Source organism: Halocella sp. SP3-1 (genome assembly GCF_003953885.1).
In the GTDB taxonomy this organism is placed as follows: Bacteria; Bacillota; Halanaerobiia; order Halanaerobiales; family DTU029; genus Iocasia; species Iocasia fonsfrigidae.
Genome location: NZ_CP032760.1, coordinates 629,914 through 649,903 on the forward strand (window position 1 = coordinate 629,914; position 19,990 = coordinate 649,903).

Here is a 19,990-nt window from a genome sequence, read left to right on the forward strand (position 1 = left end):
GAGGCATAATTATGCATACGTTGAAAAATAATTCTAAATTTACGTTTAAAAAAACCTTAATACTAATATTTTTATCTATATTGGTTCTGATAACTCTCTTACCAATGTTCTGGGTAGTGATTAGTTCATTAAAATCAAATGCAGATTTTTTTTCGTCCCCTTTAAATTTTCCCCAAAAGCTACTTTTTAAAAATTATGTAACTGCCTGGCAAAGGGGATTATCCCAGTATTTCTTAAATAGTATTATTGTTACCACTATTTCAGTTTTTTTAACAGTTTTTATTGCTGCCAGTTGTTCTTATGCTTTGACAAGATTTAATTTTAAAGGGAAAAAAATAATTTTTTATACTATCTTAGCAGGGCTATTATTATCTCCTCAGGTTGCCTTACTTCCTTTGTATCAATTGTTAAATAATTTGAATATTTATAACACATACTTGGCTTTAATATTACCGTATGTAGGTTTTCAACTGCCATTTGTAGTATTTTTAATGAGAGCATATTTTTTATCATTCCCAAAGGAAATTGAAGAATCAGCCTATCTTGATGGATGTAATACATTTTCCGTTTTTTTTAGAATAGTGCTACCAATAAGTAAACCAATCATTGCAACAGCAGTTATAGTATCTAGTAGGTTAATCTGGAACGAGTTTTTGTTTGGATTGGTGTTTATTGATGATAAATCACTAATGACTATACCAGTAGGTTTAACGAACTTCCAGAGTGCTTTGCAGACAGATTATTCTTCTTTGATGGCTGGTATTGTTATTGCTGCCATTCCAATGGTCGTTATTTTCTTATTATTACAGAAATATTTTGTTAGGGGTCTAACTGCAGGTAGTGTTAAAGGATAAAAAAATATGGGAAAAGTTGAATACTAAAAAACACTAAAATGGTAGTATATTTTTTGTCAATATACTGGGATATCCCAGAAGACCACAAAATTAGGGGGGTGTAATTGTATTCATGTGTACTTATGTTTCATATCAGTTTAATTAACTAAACTTAAATGTCAAAAATAATCTTTATAATAATAGGGGGGCTTTACATGTTGCCAAAAGAGATAATTAAAGAAATCAAAGAAAAAGAGTCAAATATCAAAAGCTTAATTTTTGTGGGTTGTGGGGCATCTATTGCAGATTTATATCCAGCAAAGTATTTCTTAGAAGAAAATAGCAAAGAAATTAGAGTTAGTTCATATACTGCAAATGAATTTAATTATGCAACACCAAAATCTGTTAATTCAAATTCCATTATTATTACTGCTTCTTTAGGTGGCGCTACTCCGGAAACAGTTGAAGCTACAATTAAAGCAAAAAAATTAGGGGCTTACGTTATAAGTTTAACCAAGGAAAAGGATTCTCCCTTAGCTAAGGCAAATCCAGATTATTTAATTGTTCATGGGTTTGGAAAGAATTATGCCTCTAAATTAGAAAAAATGACTATAGCCTTGCAATTAGCAGTAGAAGTTTTAAATCAATTTGAGGGATATGATGCATATCAGGAGATGTTAAATGGTTTTAATAAAATATATGATTTAATAGAAGAATCTGTGCTAAGTGTTGTACCTCAGGCAAAGGAATTTGCAGCTACCTATAAAGATGAAGAAGTCGTTTACTTTATGAGTAGTGGAGCAACTCAAAATGTTGCTTATGCCACTTCTATTTGTTTATTTATGGAAATGCAGTGGATTAATTCAGGTAATTTTCATGCAGGAGAATTTTTTCATGGGCCTTTTGAAATAGTTGAGGAAGGTGTTCCTTTTGTACTTTTTATGAATGAAGGCAAAACTCGTCCCATAGATAGTAGAGCTTTAACATTTTTGCAAAGGTTTGGTGCCAAGGTAACAGTTTTAGATGCAAAAGACTTTGGTTTGTCTTCTGAAATATCAAAAGAGGTTATTGACTATTTTAATCCAATGTTATTAACTGCAGTTATGAGGGTATATGCACAACAATTAGCAGAAGCCAGAAATCATCCTTTAACTAAAAGAAGGTATATGTGGAAGTTAGAATATTAGAACTTGAATTATAAAGTGTTATTCATATATAATAAGGAGTTGCTATAGTCGATTAACTATGGTTATAAAGTTTTTTATTATTTAATCACTATAGATACTCCTTATTTTTTTAGATATAAAAAAAATTAATTTTTAGGAAGGATGTAATATATGATTAAAGCCGTAATATTTGATATGGACGGACTTATGTTTGATACAGAAAATATGTCAAAAAAATTATGGAAAAAATTAGGAAAAAAACATAGATATAACTTTGAAGACAGCTTTTTTGATCGAGTGATTGGTCTAGATTTATCTGCAACAATAAAGGTTTTTGAAGATGTTTTTGGTTCTGATTTTCCATATGAAGAACTCAAAAAAGATAAAAATAAAATGATGATTAAAGAAATTAAAGATAGTGGTATTCCTATTAAAAAGGGATTAAAAGAAGCTATAAAATTTCTAAAAGAAAATGATATTTTAATTGCTGTTGCATCGTCAAGTAAAAGATCTGCCGTAAATTTTTATTTAGAATCTGCAGAATTAAAAGATAAATTTGATTTTATAATAGGTGGAGATGAGGTAAAATGCAGTAAACCTAGTCCTGAAATTTTTCTAAAATGCTATGAAATACTTAATGTAAAAAAAGAACAGATCTTAATTTTAGAAGATTCTATTAATGGAATAAAAGCGGCAAACAAAGCTGAAATAAAGGTAGTATTAATTCCAGACTTAGTTAAAGTTCCTTGCGAAATAGAAAAATTAACTTTTGCAAAATTAACTGATTTGACAGAAGTCCCGAAATTAATAAAAAAATTTTAATGAAAAATTAACTGTTCTAAAAATGTAAGAATTACTAATCAATGAAGTATTTTCGGCTTTCTGGAAATTGTTTCATGAGCATGTCTAGGAATTTTATAGTTTTCTAGATTGCAGGTCTTCTTGCTATAATGCTGCAAGTTGTAGTTATTCATCCAAAACTGCAGACAAAAAGGATGAGGGAAACTTATATTATTGTTAAAATTTAAGATTCTAGCATTTGGTACGAAATAGTTTAAGAAAGTTAAAATTAGGCAAATTTTAAAGAAAAAATAATCTTTTATTAACATCATTGTAATATAGTTTAGATATAATAAACTCAAACAAATTGTTTGAGAGGTGGTTAAATAATTATGGGGAAGAGATTTTTATTTGTTTTGTTATTAAGTTGTTTATTTGTAAATACTTTTAGTGGAGCAGTTCTGGCGGGAAAAATTGAACTTAGTTTCTGGCATGCTATGGGTGGTGGGACTACTGGTGTTATTCAAAGGATGGTAGAGGACTTTAATTATACTCATCCTGATATTGAAGTAAGTGTACAATATAAGGGTAGTTATCGTGAAACATTGAATGCCACTATTGCAGCTGCTCGTCAGGGTACTCCTCCTAGTGTTATACAGTCTTTTGAGGTTGGTACCAGGCAGAATGTAGATAGTGGTATTTTTGTGCCGTTTGAGGATTTATTAGTTGAGGGTGAAGTAAACTGGGATGATTTTCTTGACCCGGTATTAAATTATTATCGGGTTGATGGCAAATTATATTCTATGCCTTTTAATTCTTCTAATGCCATTCTTTATTATAATAAAGATATATTTGCTAAAGCTGGCCTTGATCCGCAAAATCCACCGACAACATTTGAAGGGATAAGGGAAGCATCTCAGATTATAGTTGATAAGGGTCTAGCTAAAGCAGGTACTACCTGGGCTTTGCATTCCTGGTTTTATGAAGAGTGGATGGCTAATTTAGGACAAAACCTGGTTAATAAAGAAAATGGTAGGGCAGGTCTAGCTGATGATGCTTATCTTAGCAGTGATAAATCTTTAGAGATTATTAAATGGTGGAAGGAATTATATGATAAGGGTTTATGGGTTAATGCTGGTATTGAAAACTGGTCCCAGGCACGACAAAATTTTGTTTCTAAACAGGCGGCTATGTTGATTACTTCTACTTCCAGTGTAACCAGTTTAAGTAATGAAGGCCGGGGACAGGGGTTTGAAGTGGGAACAGCACCTATGCCGATACCAGAAAGGCAGAAGAGAAATGGGGCAGTAATTGGTGGTGCTTCTCTCTGGATACTTAAAAATAAAGATGAAACCGTAGAACAGGCTGCTAAAGAATTTGTCAAATGGATGAGTCTGCCAGAAAATCAGGTAAGATGGCATAAAGCCACTGGATATTTCCCGATTAGGAAGAGTGCTGTTGATTTACTTAAACTTGAAGGATGGTTTGAGGATTATCCAAATTATAAAACAGCCTTTGAGCAGTTACAGAGCACTAAGATAGTAAGACCTACTCAGGGTGCCTTAATAGGTAGGTTTGCTGAAGTAAGAACCATAATTGAAAAAGCTGTTGAGGCTGTTTTAAATGATAATGGTAGTATTGAAGATATTATGGAACAGGCTAATAAAGATATTAAGAAATCCCTGGAAGAGTATAATAGGGTTATTAAATAACTGCTTATAAAGACACTATCCCTAAGTTAATAAAAATAAGGGAAGGAAGAATATATTTGTTTCAAATATATTCTTCCTTCATTAAACAAAGGAGAATTTGGATGAATTCTAAATATAATGGTAAATTCATACCCTATCTATTATTATTACCATCTATACTGATATCATTTATTTTTTTATATTATCCAGCTGTTCAATCATTTATTTTAAGCTTATATAAAACAGCTTTTCTGGGTATAAAGAAGATTTATGTGGGCCCTGAAAATTTTTTGGAATTATTAAGTTCACGGGTGTATCTGGATAGTATTCTGATGAGCATTATTTTTGCTGGTTCAGTGGTTGTAATTGGAATTAGTGTTTCGATGTTTATTGCTATTTTATTGAATAGAGATATACCAGGTACTCAAATTTACCGTTTAGGTTTTATCTGGCCGTATGCTTTATCACCAGCGGTTGCTGGAGTAATCTTGTTATTTATGTTTAATCCTACTGCCGGTATAGTAAATTATATTACTGAAACACTATGGGGAATTAGCCCGGACTGGGTATCAAATAGTAAATTAGCTTTAGTAATGGTTATTGGGGCAGCTATCTGGAAAAACCTAGGATATAATATTGTTTTCTATTTGGCATCTTTACAAAATATACCGGATGGGGTTATGGAAGCTGCTGCTGTAGATGGTGCTAATAATGTTCAGAGATTTTTCTATATTACCTTTTCTTTTTTAAAACCAACTACTTTATTTTTAGTAATTACTAATTTGATCTATTCTTTTTTTGATACTTTTGGTATTATAGAGACCCTTACTAAAGGTGGGCCAGTTAATGCTACTAATATTATGATTTATAATCTTTATACAGATGCCTTTAAAAATTTAAAATCAGGTGTAGCTGCTGCCCAATCTATTATTTTGTTTTTTTTAGTTATGATATTTACAATTGTCCAATTTAAATGGTCTGATAAGAAAATACATTATGGAGGTTAGGTGTTTAAAGTGCTCGGATACCGTTTCAAAAAACTAGTTAATTATTGTCTACATCATTTAATTTTGTTAATTTTACTATTAATAATTGCTTTTCCCTTGATATTTGCTTTAATTAAGAGTACCCAGACTATTACTGAGATTTTTACATATCCCCCTAAAATGACAATTGGTAGCGCTTTACTGGAAAATTACTTTACTGTGTGGAATGACTATAATTTAAAACAATATATTTTAAATACTGGTTTTATTGCTTTGGTAATAACAGTGGGTAAGATTATTTTATCTATCCTGGCTGCTTTTGCCTTTGTGTTTTATGGTTTTTCTGCTAAAAATTTGATTTTTATCTTTGTTTTAATTACTTTGATGTTACCTATACCTGTTCGAATTGTTCCTCTTTTTGATCTTATGAAACAATTACACTGGGGAGATACCTTTTATGCCTTGATTGTTCCTTTTTTGGCCAGTGCCACAGGAACATTTTTATTCAGGCAATTCTTTAAGTCGTTTCCCAGTAATTTAGTTGATGCGGCAAAGGTTGATGGAGCTGGTCCAATACGTTTTTTACTGCAAATTTTAATACCAATGTCTCTTAATGTAATTGGAGCACTGGCTGTCATTGAGATAGTATATGTCTGGAACCAATACCTCTGGCCTTTGATTATTATCAGCACGAATGGTAAGAATGTTATTCAGGTTGGATTAAATTCTTTAATAGGCACCGCTGACCAGGGTACTGATTGGGGAATAGTTATGGCTGGGGCTGTTTTAGCACTATTGCCTCCCTTGATTTTATTTATTATTCTGCAGCAACAGATAATACAGGGTTTTTCCCTTGGTAATGAGAAATAAATAAATTAATGGTAAACTCTGATTAGCTCTTGACAAAGCAGGGTTTATATAGTAAAATTTATAACGTGCTATACGGAGGGATGTCCGAATTGGCTAAGGAGCCGGACTTGAAATCCGGTGAAGCCGAAAGGTGTCTGGGTTCGAGTCCCAGTCCCTCCGCCATTAATATGACAAGGATTATAGAGTTTTGATAAGCCCGCCGGGAAGGCGGGATTTTTTATATCCCCGGCTTTTCCCCGTTATTTTTTTCAAATTATTTTACAGCCCTTTTTTGAAGAATTGGAAAACATGTGAATAAATATCTAGAGTAACTTTAATTGATGAATGACCTAAGCGCTTCTGGACTATTTTAGAATGTACTCCAGCCTGGAGGAGAAAAGTAGCATGTGTATTTCTTAGTGATTTTAAATTGAATTGTGATAAACCAGCCTTTTTAAAGATAATTAGTATAGCGATTATATGCTGTCCTGGGTTTTACTTTGCGGCCATCAGGCATACAAAATACCAGGTATAGCTATCTCCCATGTCTGATTTTGATTAGCTGCTATGTCTAGAAGATTTCCCCCGGCTGAGTGTTATTTCCCAAGGGCCATTAACTTTAAATGGTCTTGTATTTTTCATGTTATTTCCTTCGAATTGGGTAACTGATCTATTTTTGTCATTAGATTTTGTTAGATTAAATCCTAATTTCATTGCTAATAGGTCGTAAGCTTCCAATCTTTTTTCTGGGTTCTGAATAGATATAATATTTTTTATTTCTTTTAATATATTGTCTTTTGTAAGATTTTTTGCATACATGGTTAATGTTGAAAGAGGCTAAGCCCATAGATTATTCTTTCTTTTCTTTGCGTCAAAAAAGGTCCATATGGCCAAAATGTGTGTTATACTGTCATTAATAGAAGTATATGTGAATCCTCCTTCAAAATAAATTGCCCCCTGATGGCAACCAGGGGGTAGAATAATAGAGTAGCTATTACAGCTGCTCTTTTTTGATTATTTTTTTAAATTGATATTAATCTTTAAGTTAAATATAAAACTTGGGTCATTCTGTTTTTCTTCTTTTAATTCTCTGTATAATAATTTAGGATCTAGTGCTTTACCTCGTCCTTGTTTTCTAATTTCTTCACCTGTATTAAAATTTTTATAGTAGTATTGGTATTTGTAATTGGGGTATTTAACAGATAATTTTTCTATTATATTGGAATCTTTGTAATAATAATCATATTTGTTCTTTTTAATTTCAATATTTTCTACAATATGATGTCTCTTATTAATATATTTATATTCATATTTATTTCCCTTTACCTCAATTTTTTCTTCTCCATGCTTTGTTTTGTTTCTTTTTTCATACTTTTTAGCGGATATTGGGGGGAAAAGTCTTTTGCGGCTGGGGTGATGTAATTTTATTATCCCATCCTCAAACATTATAGGAGGCATACCAAAATAAAGAGAAAGGTATCGTATATTATTCTTGTATTTTTCAATATATTGAAGATCATTTCTTGTCATTGGTCTATCAGAATTAGAGTAAAGATAAAAAATAAGTCCCAGATCTTCATTGGATAGATCTAGTTTAACAAAATAATCAGCTTCTTTCTGTTCAATATTAAATATCTTTAGCAAAAAATTAATTGAATCTTCAGCTTTAGCGTTATGTACCATAAAAATTGCTGCAGTTAATATAATTATTAAAAAAACACTTTAAATTTATTCATCTGCTGCTCCTTTTATTTTAGTATTTTGTGCTACATTTGTATATCTATTATATGATTTTTTATCATTCTCTGCAAATAGCAACTCAAAATTAATACGATTCTGTTATTATACATGATACAAAAAAACCAACCTAACGGCTGTCAAAAAAGGAGGACAAAAATTGAAAAAAAGTATTTAATTTATGTTATCTCTTAGTGGGTTGTCTATAGTATATAGTATTAAGATTAAGATAAAGTTAAATTGGTTTTAAAATTAGGTTAAATTTTTAAAACACTGAATTAGTATAATCTGGTGTTTTTATTATAAAGAAAGGGGAATATGAAATTAGCCAACCAAATGGCTGGCTAATTGCTAATTAGGAGGATTAATCTAAATGAAAAATTCTATGTAATTCCTTAATGGGATACTTATATTATATAGTACTAAGATTAAAATAAAGTTAGAGTGAGATTAGAATTAGATTAAAATCAATGAGGAATCAAAGTCATGGGAAAAAGTTCCTTTTATAGCATCTAAAACATATTTAACTGCACTTGGAGCATTAAGTTGCTCTGGGTGGGGGGGTTCAAATTGCTTTTGTGAATTCTTGTCGATTTGCAGGAGTGTTTATTCATGATAGATGAAGATTATGAGAGATGTATTTTTGGTTTAATAGATACATATCGCTTAAAATATATTTTTGTTGCAGCTAAAATAATTAAGACAGCCATACGTGATTAATTAATACAATTATCCATATAAGGTGGTGTATGAAAAATGTTTACCCTAAGAAGTACAATTGAATATTTGCTGACGGTTCTGTAGAAGTTTTGAAGAGTCTGCTTAATATGTGAAAATTTATAAATCATAAGAAGATCTATGGCAAGGTGGTGGTGAAAATGTTACAATATAGGAGATGTTACCTGAATTATTCATAAGTTAAAGTCAAATTGAAGGTGAAATTAATTTGACGTGGGATTTAGGATTAAGTATATTATATGAGGAGGTATATGATGAAAATAAAGAAAGTATCACTAATAGGACTTGGAGCCATTGGAGCGGCCTATGGCAGTAAACTAAATGAAGTAGAGTCAATATCACTTAAAGTAATAGCAAGTAAAGATAGAATAGAAAGATATAGTAAACAGGGTTTTGATGTCAATGGTAAAAAATACAATTTTGATTTCATATCACCAGAGGAAGATATTGAGCCAGCTGATCTCATACTGGTTTCAGTAAAATATCATCATTTAAAGCACACCATAGAAGATATGAGAAAACATGTGGGGCCTAATACCATAATCTTATCTCTATTAAATGGTATTTCAAGCGAAGAAATACTAGGTAATGAATACGGTATGAGAAAAATGCTCTATGCCATGTGTGTTGCAATAGATGCAGTTAGGGAAGGTACAAATATTAAATTTTCTAATATTGGGAAAATAGTTTTTGGTGAAAAGGATAATACATATTCAGAAAATGTACTAGCTGTTGAGGAGTTGTTTGATAAGGCTGAAATTCCATATGAAATACCAGAGAATATAATGCGTTCATTATGGTGGAAATTTATGGTCAATGTTGGTATTAATCAGGTTTCAGCAGTATTGAGAGCCCCCTATGGGGTTTTTCAAAAATCAAATAAAGCTTTGGGTTTGATTAAAAACTCTATGGAAGAAGTGATAGAAATATCTAAGAAAATAGGAATTAATCTTGAAATTAAAGATATAGATGAATTTATTGATATAATGATGGAACTATCACCTAATGGGAAAACATCCATGTGCCAAGACATAGAGGCAGGTAGGAAAACAGAAGTGGATATGTTTGCTGGGACTATTTATAAGCTTGGATTAGAGCATGGAGTAAATACTCCAGTAAATAAGATGCTTTATGATATGATTAAAGTCTTAGAGCAAATGGATGAGATAAAAAAATATACTTAGAGTGCAAAAGATTTATTATTATGGAACCTTATATAAAAATAAAGAAGCCAACCGAAGGAAACATGAAAAAATAGTCTGCTAGTTTATGTTTTCTCTTAATGAGTTATTTATAGTATACATTATAAGTATTAATATAGAGTTAAATTAATATTAAAATTGGGTTAAAGTTTGCTTGTAAATAATTGTTTATAATTTTTCTTTTTTATATAGGGTGATGTGGTTAAGATTTAGTGATTATTGATTCTATTGATAACGAAGAAGAAGAGTGGTACTGAAAAAGAATGTTTTCTATGATGAAATTAGCGAAGTGAAGATGATTATGAAAAAAATAAATTAAAATAGAGTTTAATGAAAATATGATAAATATAAAGGTGGGGTAATTTATGAGATTATATAAGAGGAAAATGCTTTTAATAGTATTAGTCATATTATTTATGACAAATACTGTAATTGTTTTTGCAGTAGAAGATGAGGAAACATGGCAGTATTATTATGATAAAAGTAACATTAAGTACAAACTTCGAGAATACGAAAAAGCCTTATCATTTATAGATTTGGCTTTGGATATAAATAATAAAATACCTGCTATCTATAAATTGAAAGGGGAAATATACATTAAGCTACACAAATTTAATGAAGCAATTTTTTGTTATGATGAAGCATTGAAGTTAGGTGAACATGAAGCAACTTTTTACTTAAGTAAGGGGATAGCATATTTATATCTTAAAGAAAATGAAAAAGCAGTTAATTTGTTTAAATGTTTGGAGGGTTAATGATATGAAAATTGCATTACATTCATTACTTGTTAGTTAGACCAGAATATCAAGGCAAAGGAATTGGGAAAGAATTAGTTAATTTGATGATAAAAAAATATCAAGATTGTGCATGCAAAGTTTTAATTGCTTATGATGACGAAATAGGATTTTATAAGAGATGTGGTTTTGAAATAGGTGAAGGTGAAACACCTATGTTTATTACTTATCTTACTATTTAAACAAAGGGTGTTTGTTTGAGTCCTAGTCCGTCCGCCATTAATGGACAGGGATTATAAAGTTTTGATAAACTCGTCGCGAGGCGGGATTTTTTATATTCATTATCTTTTTCAAAATTTCCTTCTGAAAGATAATTTTCAAATTCTTTTCTAGCCCCTTCTTGAAGAATCGGAATAAAATGTGAATAAATATCTAGAGTAACTTAATTGATAATGACCTAAGCATTATGGGAACCATATTATAATCATAACGATATAAATTGCAGCAAAAAAAATGGTATATATATATTACAGAGAATAAAAAAATCTCTAACTGAAGATATTATAGTTAGAGGTGATAAATATAGAAAAGAAAAAAATAATTGCTATGATACAAGATTTACGCAAAGAACTGCATAAATTAGTTAAAGAAAAAGGAATGCAAGATGAGAATGTAATAATGAAGAGTCAGGAGTTAGATAAACTATTAAATGAGTATGAAAAACTTCTAGATAGAGAAAAAAATTAATAGCTGCTCTTTTTTAATGCATAAAAAAATGGCCAACCAAATGGTTGGCCTACGAAAGAGGTAGTAAATAATGTTGAAAAATCTATGTGATCCCTTAACGGGTTACTTATATTATATAGCGTTAAGATTAAATTATGGTTAAAATGAAATTAGAATTAGATTAAAATTGAGGTGGTGATAGTGTACAAATCCAAAAGAAGAGTCCATGACGCTGATAAAACAAATAAAAAACAATCTGAAAAAGGTTACTTGGTTTAAAAACATGGGTTTTTTGATAAAAGGAATACTGAAGAAGAGTCTCATTAGGGATGGTTTTTTATAAAATAATATTCTGGGTATTTTTGCAGGAAAATAATGCTGTATCGCGAAATATAATTAAATGCAAAAAAATAGGAGAGTGGAAACAATGCCGTATGCAGAAATTTTAGTAACTAAAAATTTTATTACTGATGAGGAAAAAACTGTTCTAGTAAAGAAGATGACTAAAATTCTATTGGATTCAGAAGGCCTTATAGATAATCCGATATCAAGATCTATTGCTTTGCTAGATATCAAAGAATTTGGCTGCCTATATGTTGGTGGAGAAAGGAGCAAGCAAGATAAAATATTAGTGAAAATATATGCATTTTCAAATGCATTTAATGATAAAAGCAAGAAAAAATTATTTTCAGATATTACTAATGCATTAATTTCAATTAATGATAAAATCAAATCTCAGAATGGAAGAAATATATGGTGTATGATAATTCCATTACAAAAAAATAATTTTGGAGTGGGAGGAGCTCCTGTCACATTGGAAATGACAAGGAACCTTGTTTCAGCTTATAATGAAGAATGATAAATAAAATACATAGCTAGGTGAATTAAATTATATTTCAAATTAGTAATTTCTAAAGTTGAATAGGAATCGATTTAACCGCACTTTAGGGTAGTATTTTATTTGCTCTGTGTGGAGTTTTTTTATTTTATAGGAAGAGTATTGGAAATATGGAAAAAATAAAAGAATGAATAAGGTTACCATTATATTTTTCGTATAAAGAAAAAGCCAACCAGAAGGTTGGCAAGGAAGGAGAAAATATCTATGTGATCCCTTAACGGGTTACTTATATTATATAGTACTAAGATTAAATTACGGTTAAAATAAAATTAGAATTAGATTAAAATTGATGTGGGCAGAAGAATTGACTAGTACAACTTGGATTCGGCAAGCAACTAACCAAAAGCCAGTTTTTTAGAATTTTAGCCTTGAGAATTTCATTTATGTTATTAAGAATCTATAAATTCTCCTTTAAATATGTTTATTATCTTAGAGTTATAAGGACTTATAAAGTATTTGTTCCAGCTTATGTTATGACTTCTGGAGGTCCACAGCATAGAACTGAGACAATAGCTACCTTTTAGGTATTGGGATATGGCGCAGCAATTGCTGTTGTTTTATTCGCTATGATTATGATCTTAACCTTATTACAAAAAAAGTTCAAAATGATTAGTAGGTTTTAAAATTAATTCTTGACTTAAAATACCAAAAACTCAACTCAACTTGCATCAGGACAGTTTGAAATATAGTGAAACCCAGTTAATAGGAATAGAATTATATAGTTTCAATAAACACGCCGGAATGGCGGGATTTTTTTTACTGTTTAGAGAATTATGTTATAATAAAAGGGAGTAAAATGGATTCTATTGATTTATTAATATAAAAAGTTATATTAATAAATTAATTGTTGGGACATATCTACTTCAATAATGGTAATTATTTTGATATATTATTAGGTCCAAAACCATAGAACTTATGGTTTTACTTGTCAGGGCAGCTCTGGTGTAGATGCTTATTCCAAAATGCTGTTTCTGCCAAGTAGGGTGCCAGAAATTCAATACTAAATACAAAAAGGAGTTGGGACAGGAGAGATAATTAATAAATTTACAAAAACATGTAAAACAAATATAGCTTTAAGTATAAAGCTTTTTTTAGTTAAATTCAGTTAAAGAATAAAGATGAGATTCTAATTTTAGAAGGGAATAATGATGATAATGTGGATTATTAAAAAGAATATTTTCAAATTAATGCTTATTTTTATATTAATGATTTTAGTTTTTACTTCTAATGTCAATGCAGCTAAAAATTTTATGGGTATTATCCAAGACATTGTTGGTCCGAAAATGAAAGGAAATTCTGGGAAGATTCCATTTGCTGGTTATGTTAGTGAAGGAGGGTTAATGGTAGGTGAATTTATATATGATTTTGATTTGTTTGATAAGAACACTAAATTTTATTCAGCAAATATAGTATCACTTACAACTGATATTATTGTTTCTTATAATCAACTTAGAAATTATCCCCTATCTGATAAATGGAGATTAGGCGGAGATTTAATTTTTGTTAAATATACAGAGCTTGAAGCCGGAGGGATTGGTAATGATACTCCTGATCAAGAAATCCCTGAAGAAGCTGTAGCTGCATTAAGTAAATTTGTAAATTTGGATCAAGAAAGACAGGATGTTATTGTTAGAGTTCTTAAAGGGAAAGAGTCTAAAAGTCAATTAACTGCTGAGGAGGCTGAAATTGCTGTTGCTTTAGCAGAAAATAAAGATAGATTAAACGGTTATCAAAGTTCTGCGGGCTGGCAGGGTAAAGCAGCAGTTAATTTAGCCTATCTGCTTGATAAACATCATTCAATCATTACTGAATATACATATCAGATTTTAGATAGTGAAATGAGAAGTTATGAATATAAAGCTGATGCACTCTCATTAGCCTGGGAAGAGGAATATGTTGATGATACAAATAATCCCCGAGAGGGGCATAAGATTATTACTAAGGTTAAAAAGAGCTTAAATTTACTAAGTCATGATGCTAATAATAATTGGGATTATACTAAATTAACTTTTGATATTCGTAAATATCTACCTGTTTTTACTAATTCTACTCTGGCTTTAAGGTTTAGAACGGAAAGTATTTCAGGAGAGGATAGACTTGATAAGGATAGAACTGCTTTGAAAAAACTTTATACTGGTGATCTAGATGCTGAAGCTTATACCTGTGCCCCTTATTTTGATATGGCTTCGTTAGGTGATTTAAATAGCATGAGGGGTTATTATTATAATAGATTTTATGATAAAAATTCTTCTTTGTACCAGGTAGAACTTAGATTTCCAATGGAATATTTATTATCTAATTTACAGGGGACAGTATTTGCTTCAGCAGGTCGGGTAAGTGATGAGTTTAATACTGAATTATTTACTGAAGATATGCATTATTGTTATGGATTAGGTCTCAGATATAATTTCCTTGGTGGTGTAATTATTCGCGGCGATATTGGTTTTTCTAAAGAAGGAAGCCAGGTTAGAATGAATATGGGACATTCTTTTTAAGGGGTTTTGGGGATTGATATAATAGAGTAAGTTTTGTTGCTGATTAGGGTCTATCTAGAAATGATGGACTCTTTTTTAATGTATAAGAAACTATGTTATAATTATGATAAATATAAGTGTTATTAACTTATTAATATAAAAAGTTATGTTAGTAGGTGTAGATGATGAAGAAATATATTGATGAAATGAAAGATATTCTTAACGTTTACAGTCATTCAACAAATATTGCCTGTCGGGTTGTAAAGGTAAAGAGATTGGTGCAGATGCTTATTCCAAAGATGCTGCATCCGCTGCTGCAGTAGCTAAAAAAAGGTATCATAAGAGATAATTCAGGTATTTTCATTGATTCTATTTCCTGGGAAGTAGGTTTTTAATAATGAAAAAGAAAGTAACAGTTCAAACAAGTGCTAAGAAGATTGTTTTAGAGACAGATAAAGGTGTTAATTTACTGCATTTACTTAGGGAAAATAATATTAATGTAACCTCACCATGTGGAGGGAATAGAACCTGTGGTAAATGCAAGGTGAAGGTTAAAGAGGGAAGAGATAAGCTAACAGGTCCTAAGTTAAAGCTATTAACAGAAGATGAAATAAGGATGGGGTATCGACTGGCCTGTGCTCTTACAATAATAGATGATCTGGAAATAGAGTTACTAGAAGAAGGTAAGTTAGAGATTGTTACTGAAGGCGTGGAGTTTAAGATAGACTTTAATCCCCCATTAAAAGTTCATAAACTGTTAGATTATGAGAGTGATGAAGAAAACACTCTCAGTCACCTGGACATACTTTATAGAGAGACTTCTACTGATAATATCGACCTTGCTCTATTAAAAGAAATACCTGAAATTGCAGAGGAAAAAGAAGTATCACTATTAAAATACCGCAATAAAATCATCTCACTTAATAAAGGGTCGATTAAAAAAGTCTTTGGACTGGCTGTTGATATTGGGACTACTACTGTAGCCGTCTATTTAATAAATATCTTAACCGGTGAAGGGCTTGATGTAGCTTCTTTCCATAATCCGCAAAAAAGGTATGGGGCAGATGTAATCTCAAGGATTAATTATGTCCAGAGTGATAACGAAAAGCTTAAAGAGATGCAGGGTGTTTTAATTACAGGTTTAAATCAGGGTATCAAAGATTTGTGTTCTCACAATAGACTAGAGAGCAGTGATATATATTTGATGACAGTAGTTGGTAATACAGTTATGAGTCATTTATTACTGGGGATTAATCCTGCAAGCCTGGCCAGGGCGCCCTACAGACCTATTTTTACAAATTCATTGGAGATATCCCCATTTGAAATAGGCTTAGAGATTAATCGCCGGGGAATTGTTCAGGTTTTACCTGCTGTATCTTCTTATGTTGGGTCAGATATTATTGCTGACCTGTTGGTGACAGATTTTAGTAGTGAACAATGGAATTTACTAATTGATATAGGCACAAATGGGGAGATTGTACTCGGCAATAAGCGACAGCTCTTAGCCTGCTCAGCTGCGGCTGGTTCAGCATTTGAGGGTGCCAATATTACCTTTGGTACTGCAGGGGTTCCTGGGGCTATTTCCAGTTTTGCTATCACAGAGGGTGGGGAATTCAGCTATGAGACTATTGCCACCGAACCACCTGTTGGTATCTGTGGTTCAGGTTTAATTGACCTGGTGGCGGAGATGATAAAAAACGATATTTTGACAGGAACAGGTATGTTTAATGAGAACCCTGCTGAGAATATCTTGAATAAAATAAAGACTTACCAAGGAATGAAGGCTCTGGAAATAGTTGAAGTTGATTCAACTGCTATCAATAGGCCTATATTGTTGACTCAAAAGGATGTCAGGGAATTACAGCTGGCCAAGGGGGCAATTGCAGCTGGAATTAATATCCTTCTTAAAGAAGCTGGTATATTATATCAGGATATTGAGAAGATATATCTGGCTGGTGGGTTTGGGAGTTTTATTAAGCCAAGCAGTGCTTGTAAAATAGGCCTTTTACCGAAGGACATGGAAGATAAGATTATTAAGATTGGTAATGGTGCTGGATTGGGAGCCAGAAATTATCTGCTGGATAAAACACAGCGAGAGAAAACGACATCTCTACTGGCAAGAATAGAGTATCTGGAACTTTCACTTCGTAAGGACTTCCAGGAAGAGTTTATGAAATCAATGGAATTTTAAGGGAGGGAAATAATGTCTGAAATAATAAAGAATTTATTTTACAATAGATATTAGGCATTAAAAAAGAACTGACTTAGTAATCAGGATGATAGAAAGAATTAAATGAATATAAAAAATGTTAATAAAATTGAAAAAGTCTTATTTATAAGGAGAAAAACAGGGTAATCCTGGTTTTCTCCTTTTTAAATGTTTGAATTGACCTAGCACTAGATTAAAAGATTGATATGTAAAAAACAACAAATAACTAAGATTCTATATATAAAAAAATAAAAAATTTAAAAAAATAAAGGATTTTTAATAGTTATGTAGTATATATTAAATACAACATACTTAGTATACTAAGAACGGGAGGTGAAAATGTGAATTTAGGAAAAAAAATAAGATTGAGTAGAATATTAAATAGGAAAAGCAAGAAATTATTGGCTGTAGCTATTGATCATCCTATAGCCCATGGAGTATTACCGGGAATAGATAATATTGATAAAGTTTTAGAAGAATTAGTTAAAGGTAAACCTGATGCTATTACTATGCATAAAGGGATTGCTAAAATGTGTTTTGATAGATATGCAGGTAGTGATATATCTTTTCTTCTAAAATGTACTTCTTTTTCTCCGTATCATAAAAATTATGATACGGTAGTTGCTGAAATAGAAGAAGCAATTAGTTTGGGAGCTGACGGTATTTCAGTGGGCACAATTTTGGGAGGTCAATATCAGTCTGAGATGCTTAGTAATTTAAGTCGGATGTCTCAAAAGGCTGAATATTATGGTTTGCCTCTTTTTTCTCATATCTATCCTAGAGGGGAATGTGTAAAAGATAAGTTTTCATCAAAAGTAGTATCTTATGCTGCAAGGACTGCTGCAGAATTGGGGGTTGATATTGCTAAGACACATTATACGGGTTCCAAGGAATCATTTAAAAAAGTTGTAGATTCTACGCCAATAAATGTTGTTATAGCAGGTGGTGTTGGTAATGAAGATGTTGAGCAATTATTAAAGATGACAAAAGATGCTATGGATGCTGGAGCAATTGGTGTAACTTATGGGCGTTCTATATGGCAGTATGAGAGTCCTGCAAAAATGATTAAAGCTCTTAAGTATATTATTCATCAGAATGCTAGTGTTAAGGAAGCTTTAGATATTTTGCGAAAATAGAACAGAGGCTAGATAAAGGGAATTTGCTGAAATATGTCGAATTAATTAGTGGATAACTAATTTATCTCAAACTTCGTAGATGGATTTAGCACATAAAGCTTGGTTAATTAATTTCTTTCATGGAAAAAGCTAATCACCAGAAGCACTCTCTATCTATGAAGACCGTATAAGAACAGTTTAAAGGTTGCTATTTCTGTAGAAAAGGGAAATATACTTTAAAAAATAGGAGGATAAAATTATGAGAAAATTGTTAACGGTTTTTACTGTTGTTATGATTATTACTATATGTTTGAGTGTAGTTGTAAATGCTTCTGAGATTATTATGCAACATAATGTATCAAAAAATCACCCCTGGCATAAAGGGCTTTTATATCTATCCCAAAGGATAGAAGAATTAAGTAATGGAGAAATGAAAGCTAAGATTTATCCTAATGGTGTATTAGCTCAGAATAACTGGAAGATAATTCTTGAACAAACCCAAAGAAATGTATGTCAAATTATGGTTGAATCTACTATTCCATTTGCTACTCTTCAAGAAGAGTTATTTGCATTGAATACTCCGTTTTTGTTTGATGATTGGCAACATTTTATAAGATTTATGGATAGTAATCCTACTGTTGTTAATAAATGGTTTAAAAAACTTGAAGATAAAGATGTTATGGTTATTGCTGCCTGGCCTAGACCTCCAAGGCAAGAATTAAATGCTGTTAAGTCTATAAAAAAACCTGAAGATATTAAGGGATTAAAATTTAGAGTTCCAGGACTTAATATTTTTGTAAAAACCTTTAAAGCCTTAGGTGCTAAACCTGTTCCATTACAGCCATCAGAAATATATACAGCAATGCAACTTGGTACAATTGCAGGGGCAGACAATTCAATAGGCTGTTTATATGACTTTAAAACACATGAAGTATCAAAATACTTAACAAAATGGGATTATATGATGGATACAGCAGTGGTTGTTGTAAGTAAATCATGGTATGAAAATTTAACAAGTAAAGAAAGAGATATTTTAAAACAAGCTGCAATTGAGGCATCTGATATAGTTTATAAGGAGGCTTCTAAGTTGCAAGACAAAGCAATTCATGAAATGAAGGATATGGGAATAGAGGTTACTTATTTTACTCCTGAAATGAAACAGCCTTTCAAAGAGAAAATGAGCTCAATCTATAAAATGCTAGAAAAGACTGTCGGGGCAGAAAATTGGGAGAAATTTCTTAATGCTGTAGAGGAAACAAGGTAATTAATTTGAATAAGAAAGCATTCATTATATTATTATGATGGATGTTTTCTTATAAAAAATATTACAAAAAAACAACTATTAATCCTGGGGGCAAGAAAAATGCTATTTAAAATTTTGAAGAAATTAGATTATTATATTCAACCTTTACTGATAGTTACATTAATTATTGGTGTGGGTATTCAAGTATTATATAGATTTATTCCTAACTTTGAGGTTCCGTGGTCACTTGAATTTATATCTTTTGTATTTGGGGCTTCTGTATGGTTTGGTATTAGTATAGCTATTAAGGAAGATGCACATGTAGGCATTACCTTTATTGTTGATATGTTACCTATAAAGTATAAAAAGATAGTACTAATAATTCAGAATATTATATTTTGTATTTTTATTATTTGGATAGGATATTTAGGGTCTGAATCTATATTATATTATTATTTGAAGGGTATAAAAACACCAGCAATGGCCGCTCCCTATTATATTGTAAGAATACCAATTGTTTTTGGCTGTCTTTATAGTTGTTATCGTTTAATTGAGAAAATAGTACTTATAAAAAATTCAAGCTTAGAAAATTAAAATAAATTATTAGTG

At 31.0% G+C, this 19,990-nt stretch carries 19 protein-coding genes, 1 tRNA gene and 1 pseudogene; 18 read left to right on the forward strand and 3 right to left on the reverse strand.

Features of this window, described 5'->3' with window-relative positions; genetic code table 11:
• The first annotated feature begins 11 nt into the window (after positions 1-11).
• The 7 genes from D7D81_RS02970 to D7D81_RS03000 all read left to right on the forward strand — a co-directional run bounded on the left by D7D81_RS02970 (position 12) and on the right by D7D81_RS03000 (position 6,488).
• Positions 12-854 carry a carbohydrate ABC transporter permease gene (locus D7D81_RS02970; RefSeq protein WP_125987170.1) on the forward strand — a complete coding sequence of 281 codons (843 nt, stop codon included), beginning with the start codon at positions 12-14 and terminating at the stop codon, positions 852-854.
• Positions 855-1,048: 194 nt separating this feature from the next.
• Complete coding sequence (locus D7D81_RS02975; protein ID WP_125987172.1) at positions 1,049-2,020, forward strand: SIS domain-containing protein; 972 nt, start codon at positions 1,049-1,051, stop codon at positions 2,018-2,020.
• 150 nt (positions 2,021-2,170) lie between these two features.
• On the forward strand, positions 2,171-2,821 hold the full coding sequence (locus D7D81_RS02980) for an HAD family hydrolase (protein ID WP_125987174.1): 651 nt from the start codon (positions 2,171-2,173) through the stop codon (positions 2,819-2,821).
• 350 nt (positions 2,822-3,171) lie between these two features.
• Positions 3,172-4,491: an ABC transporter substrate-binding protein gene (locus D7D81_RS02985; protein WP_125987176.1), complete on the forward strand. Its 1,320-nt coding sequence runs from the start codon at positions 3,172-3,174 to the stop codon at positions 4,489-4,491.
• Positions 4,492-4,592: 101 nt separating this feature from the next.
• Positions 4,593-5,477: a carbohydrate ABC transporter permease gene (locus D7D81_RS02990; RefSeq protein WP_125987178.1), complete on the forward strand. Its 885-nt coding sequence runs from the start codon at positions 4,593-4,595 to the stop codon at positions 5,475-5,477.
• Positions 5,478-6,326, forward strand: a complete 849-nt coding sequence (locus D7D81_RS02995; RefSeq protein ID WP_205739323.1) for a carbohydrate ABC transporter permease — start codon at positions 5,478-5,480, stop codon at positions 6,324-6,326.
• Between the two features lie 74 nt (positions 6,327-6,400).
• Positions 6,401-6,488: transfer RNA gene (locus tag D7D81_RS03000), tRNA-Ser, on the forward strand.
• A gap of 96 nt (positions 6,489-6,584) precedes the next feature.
• On the opposite strand, the pseudogene D7D81_RS03005 reads toward D7D81_RS03000, so the two are convergent.
• From D7D81_RS03005 to D7D81_RS03015, 3 genes and pseudogenes are all read right to left on the reverse strand, one after another.
• Positions 6,585-6,764 (reverse strand): annotated as a pseudogene (locus D7D81_RS03005) (tyrosine-type recombinase/integrase); the annotation flags it as partial.
• 99 nt (positions 6,765-6,863) lie between these two features.
• A complete protein-coding gene (locus D7D81_RS03010; protein WP_125987180.1) occupies positions 6,864-7,124 on the reverse strand; it encodes a hypothetical protein in 261 nt (86 codons plus the stop codon).
• A gap of 195 nt (positions 7,125-7,319) precedes the next feature.
• Positions 7,320-7,835 (reverse strand): hypothetical protein, encoded by a 516-nt coding sequence (locus D7D81_RS03015; RefSeq protein WP_125987182.1) that lies wholly within the window; start codon positions 7,833-7,835, stop codon positions 7,320-7,322.
• Between the two features lie 1,196 nt (positions 7,836-9,031).
• On the opposite strand from D7D81_RS03015, the gene D7D81_RS03020 reads away from it, so the two are divergent.
• The 11 genes from D7D81_RS03020 to D7D81_RS03065 all read left to right on the forward strand — a co-directional run bounded on the left by D7D81_RS03020 (position 9,032) and on the right by D7D81_RS03065 (position 19,975).
• A complete protein-coding gene (locus D7D81_RS03020) occupies positions 9,032-9,964 on the forward strand; it encodes a ketopantoate reductase family protein (RefSeq protein ID WP_125987184.1) in 933 nt (310 codons plus the stop codon).
• Positions 9,965-10,347: 383 nt separating this feature from the next.
• On the forward strand, positions 10,348-10,737 hold the full coding sequence (locus tag D7D81_RS03025) for a tetratricopeptide repeat protein (RefSeq protein WP_125987186.1): 390 nt from the start codon (positions 10,348-10,350) through the stop codon (positions 10,735-10,737).
• A 29-nt stretch (positions 10,738-10,766) separates the two neighbouring features.
• Positions 10,767-10,958 (forward strand): GNAT family N-acetyltransferase, encoded by a 192-nt coding sequence (locus D7D81_RS03030; RefSeq protein ID WP_205739324.1) that lies wholly within the window; start codon positions 10,767-10,769, stop codon positions 10,956-10,958.
• A gap of 364 nt (positions 10,959-11,322) precedes the next feature.
• Complete coding sequence (locus D7D81_RS03035) at positions 11,323-11,463, forward strand: aspartyl-phosphate phosphatase Spo0E family protein (RefSeq protein ID WP_125987190.1); 141 nt, start codon at positions 11,323-11,325, stop codon at positions 11,461-11,463.
• 406 nt (positions 11,464-11,869) lie between these two features.
• Positions 11,870-12,301 (forward strand): hypothetical protein, encoded by a 432-nt coding sequence (locus D7D81_RS03040; RefSeq protein ID WP_125987191.1) that lies wholly within the window; start codon positions 11,870-11,872, stop codon positions 12,299-12,301.
• A gap of 1,184 nt (positions 12,302-13,485) precedes the next feature.
• Positions 13,486-14,835 carry a BamA/TamA family outer membrane protein gene (locus tag D7D81_RS03045; RefSeq protein ID WP_125987193.1) on the forward strand — a complete coding sequence of 450 codons (1,350 nt, stop codon included), beginning with the start codon at positions 13,486-13,488 and terminating at the stop codon, positions 14,833-14,835.
• A gap of 161 nt (positions 14,836-14,996) precedes the next feature.
• Positions 14,997-15,137: a hypothetical protein gene (locus D7D81_RS19410; RefSeq protein ID WP_164522095.1), complete on the forward strand. Its 141-nt coding sequence runs from the start codon at positions 14,997-14,999 to the stop codon at positions 15,135-15,137.
• 74 nt (positions 15,138-15,211) lie between these two features.
• Entirely contained in the window at positions 15,212-17,005 is a 1,794-nt protein-coding gene (locus D7D81_RS03050) for an ASKHA domain-containing protein (protein ID WP_125987195.1), read from the forward strand.
• Between the two features lie 359 nt (positions 17,006-17,364).
• Positions 17,365-18,159 carry a class I fructose-bisphosphate aldolase gene (locus D7D81_RS03055; protein WP_125987197.1) on the forward strand — a complete coding sequence of 265 codons (795 nt, stop codon included), beginning with the start codon at positions 17,365-17,367 and terminating at the stop codon, positions 18,157-18,159.
• A 238-nt stretch (positions 18,160-18,397) separates the two neighbouring features.
• Entirely contained in the window at positions 18,398-19,402 is a 1,005-nt protein-coding gene (locus D7D81_RS03060) for a TRAP transporter substrate-binding protein (RefSeq protein WP_125987199.1), read from the forward strand.
• Between the two features lie 99 nt (positions 19,403-19,501).
• Positions 19,502-19,975 carry a TRAP transporter small permease gene (locus D7D81_RS03065; RefSeq protein ID WP_125987201.1) on the forward strand — a complete coding sequence of 158 codons (474 nt, stop codon included), beginning with the start codon at positions 19,502-19,504 and terminating at the stop codon, positions 19,973-19,975.
• The last annotated feature ends 15 nt before the right edge of the window (positions 19,976-19,990 follow it).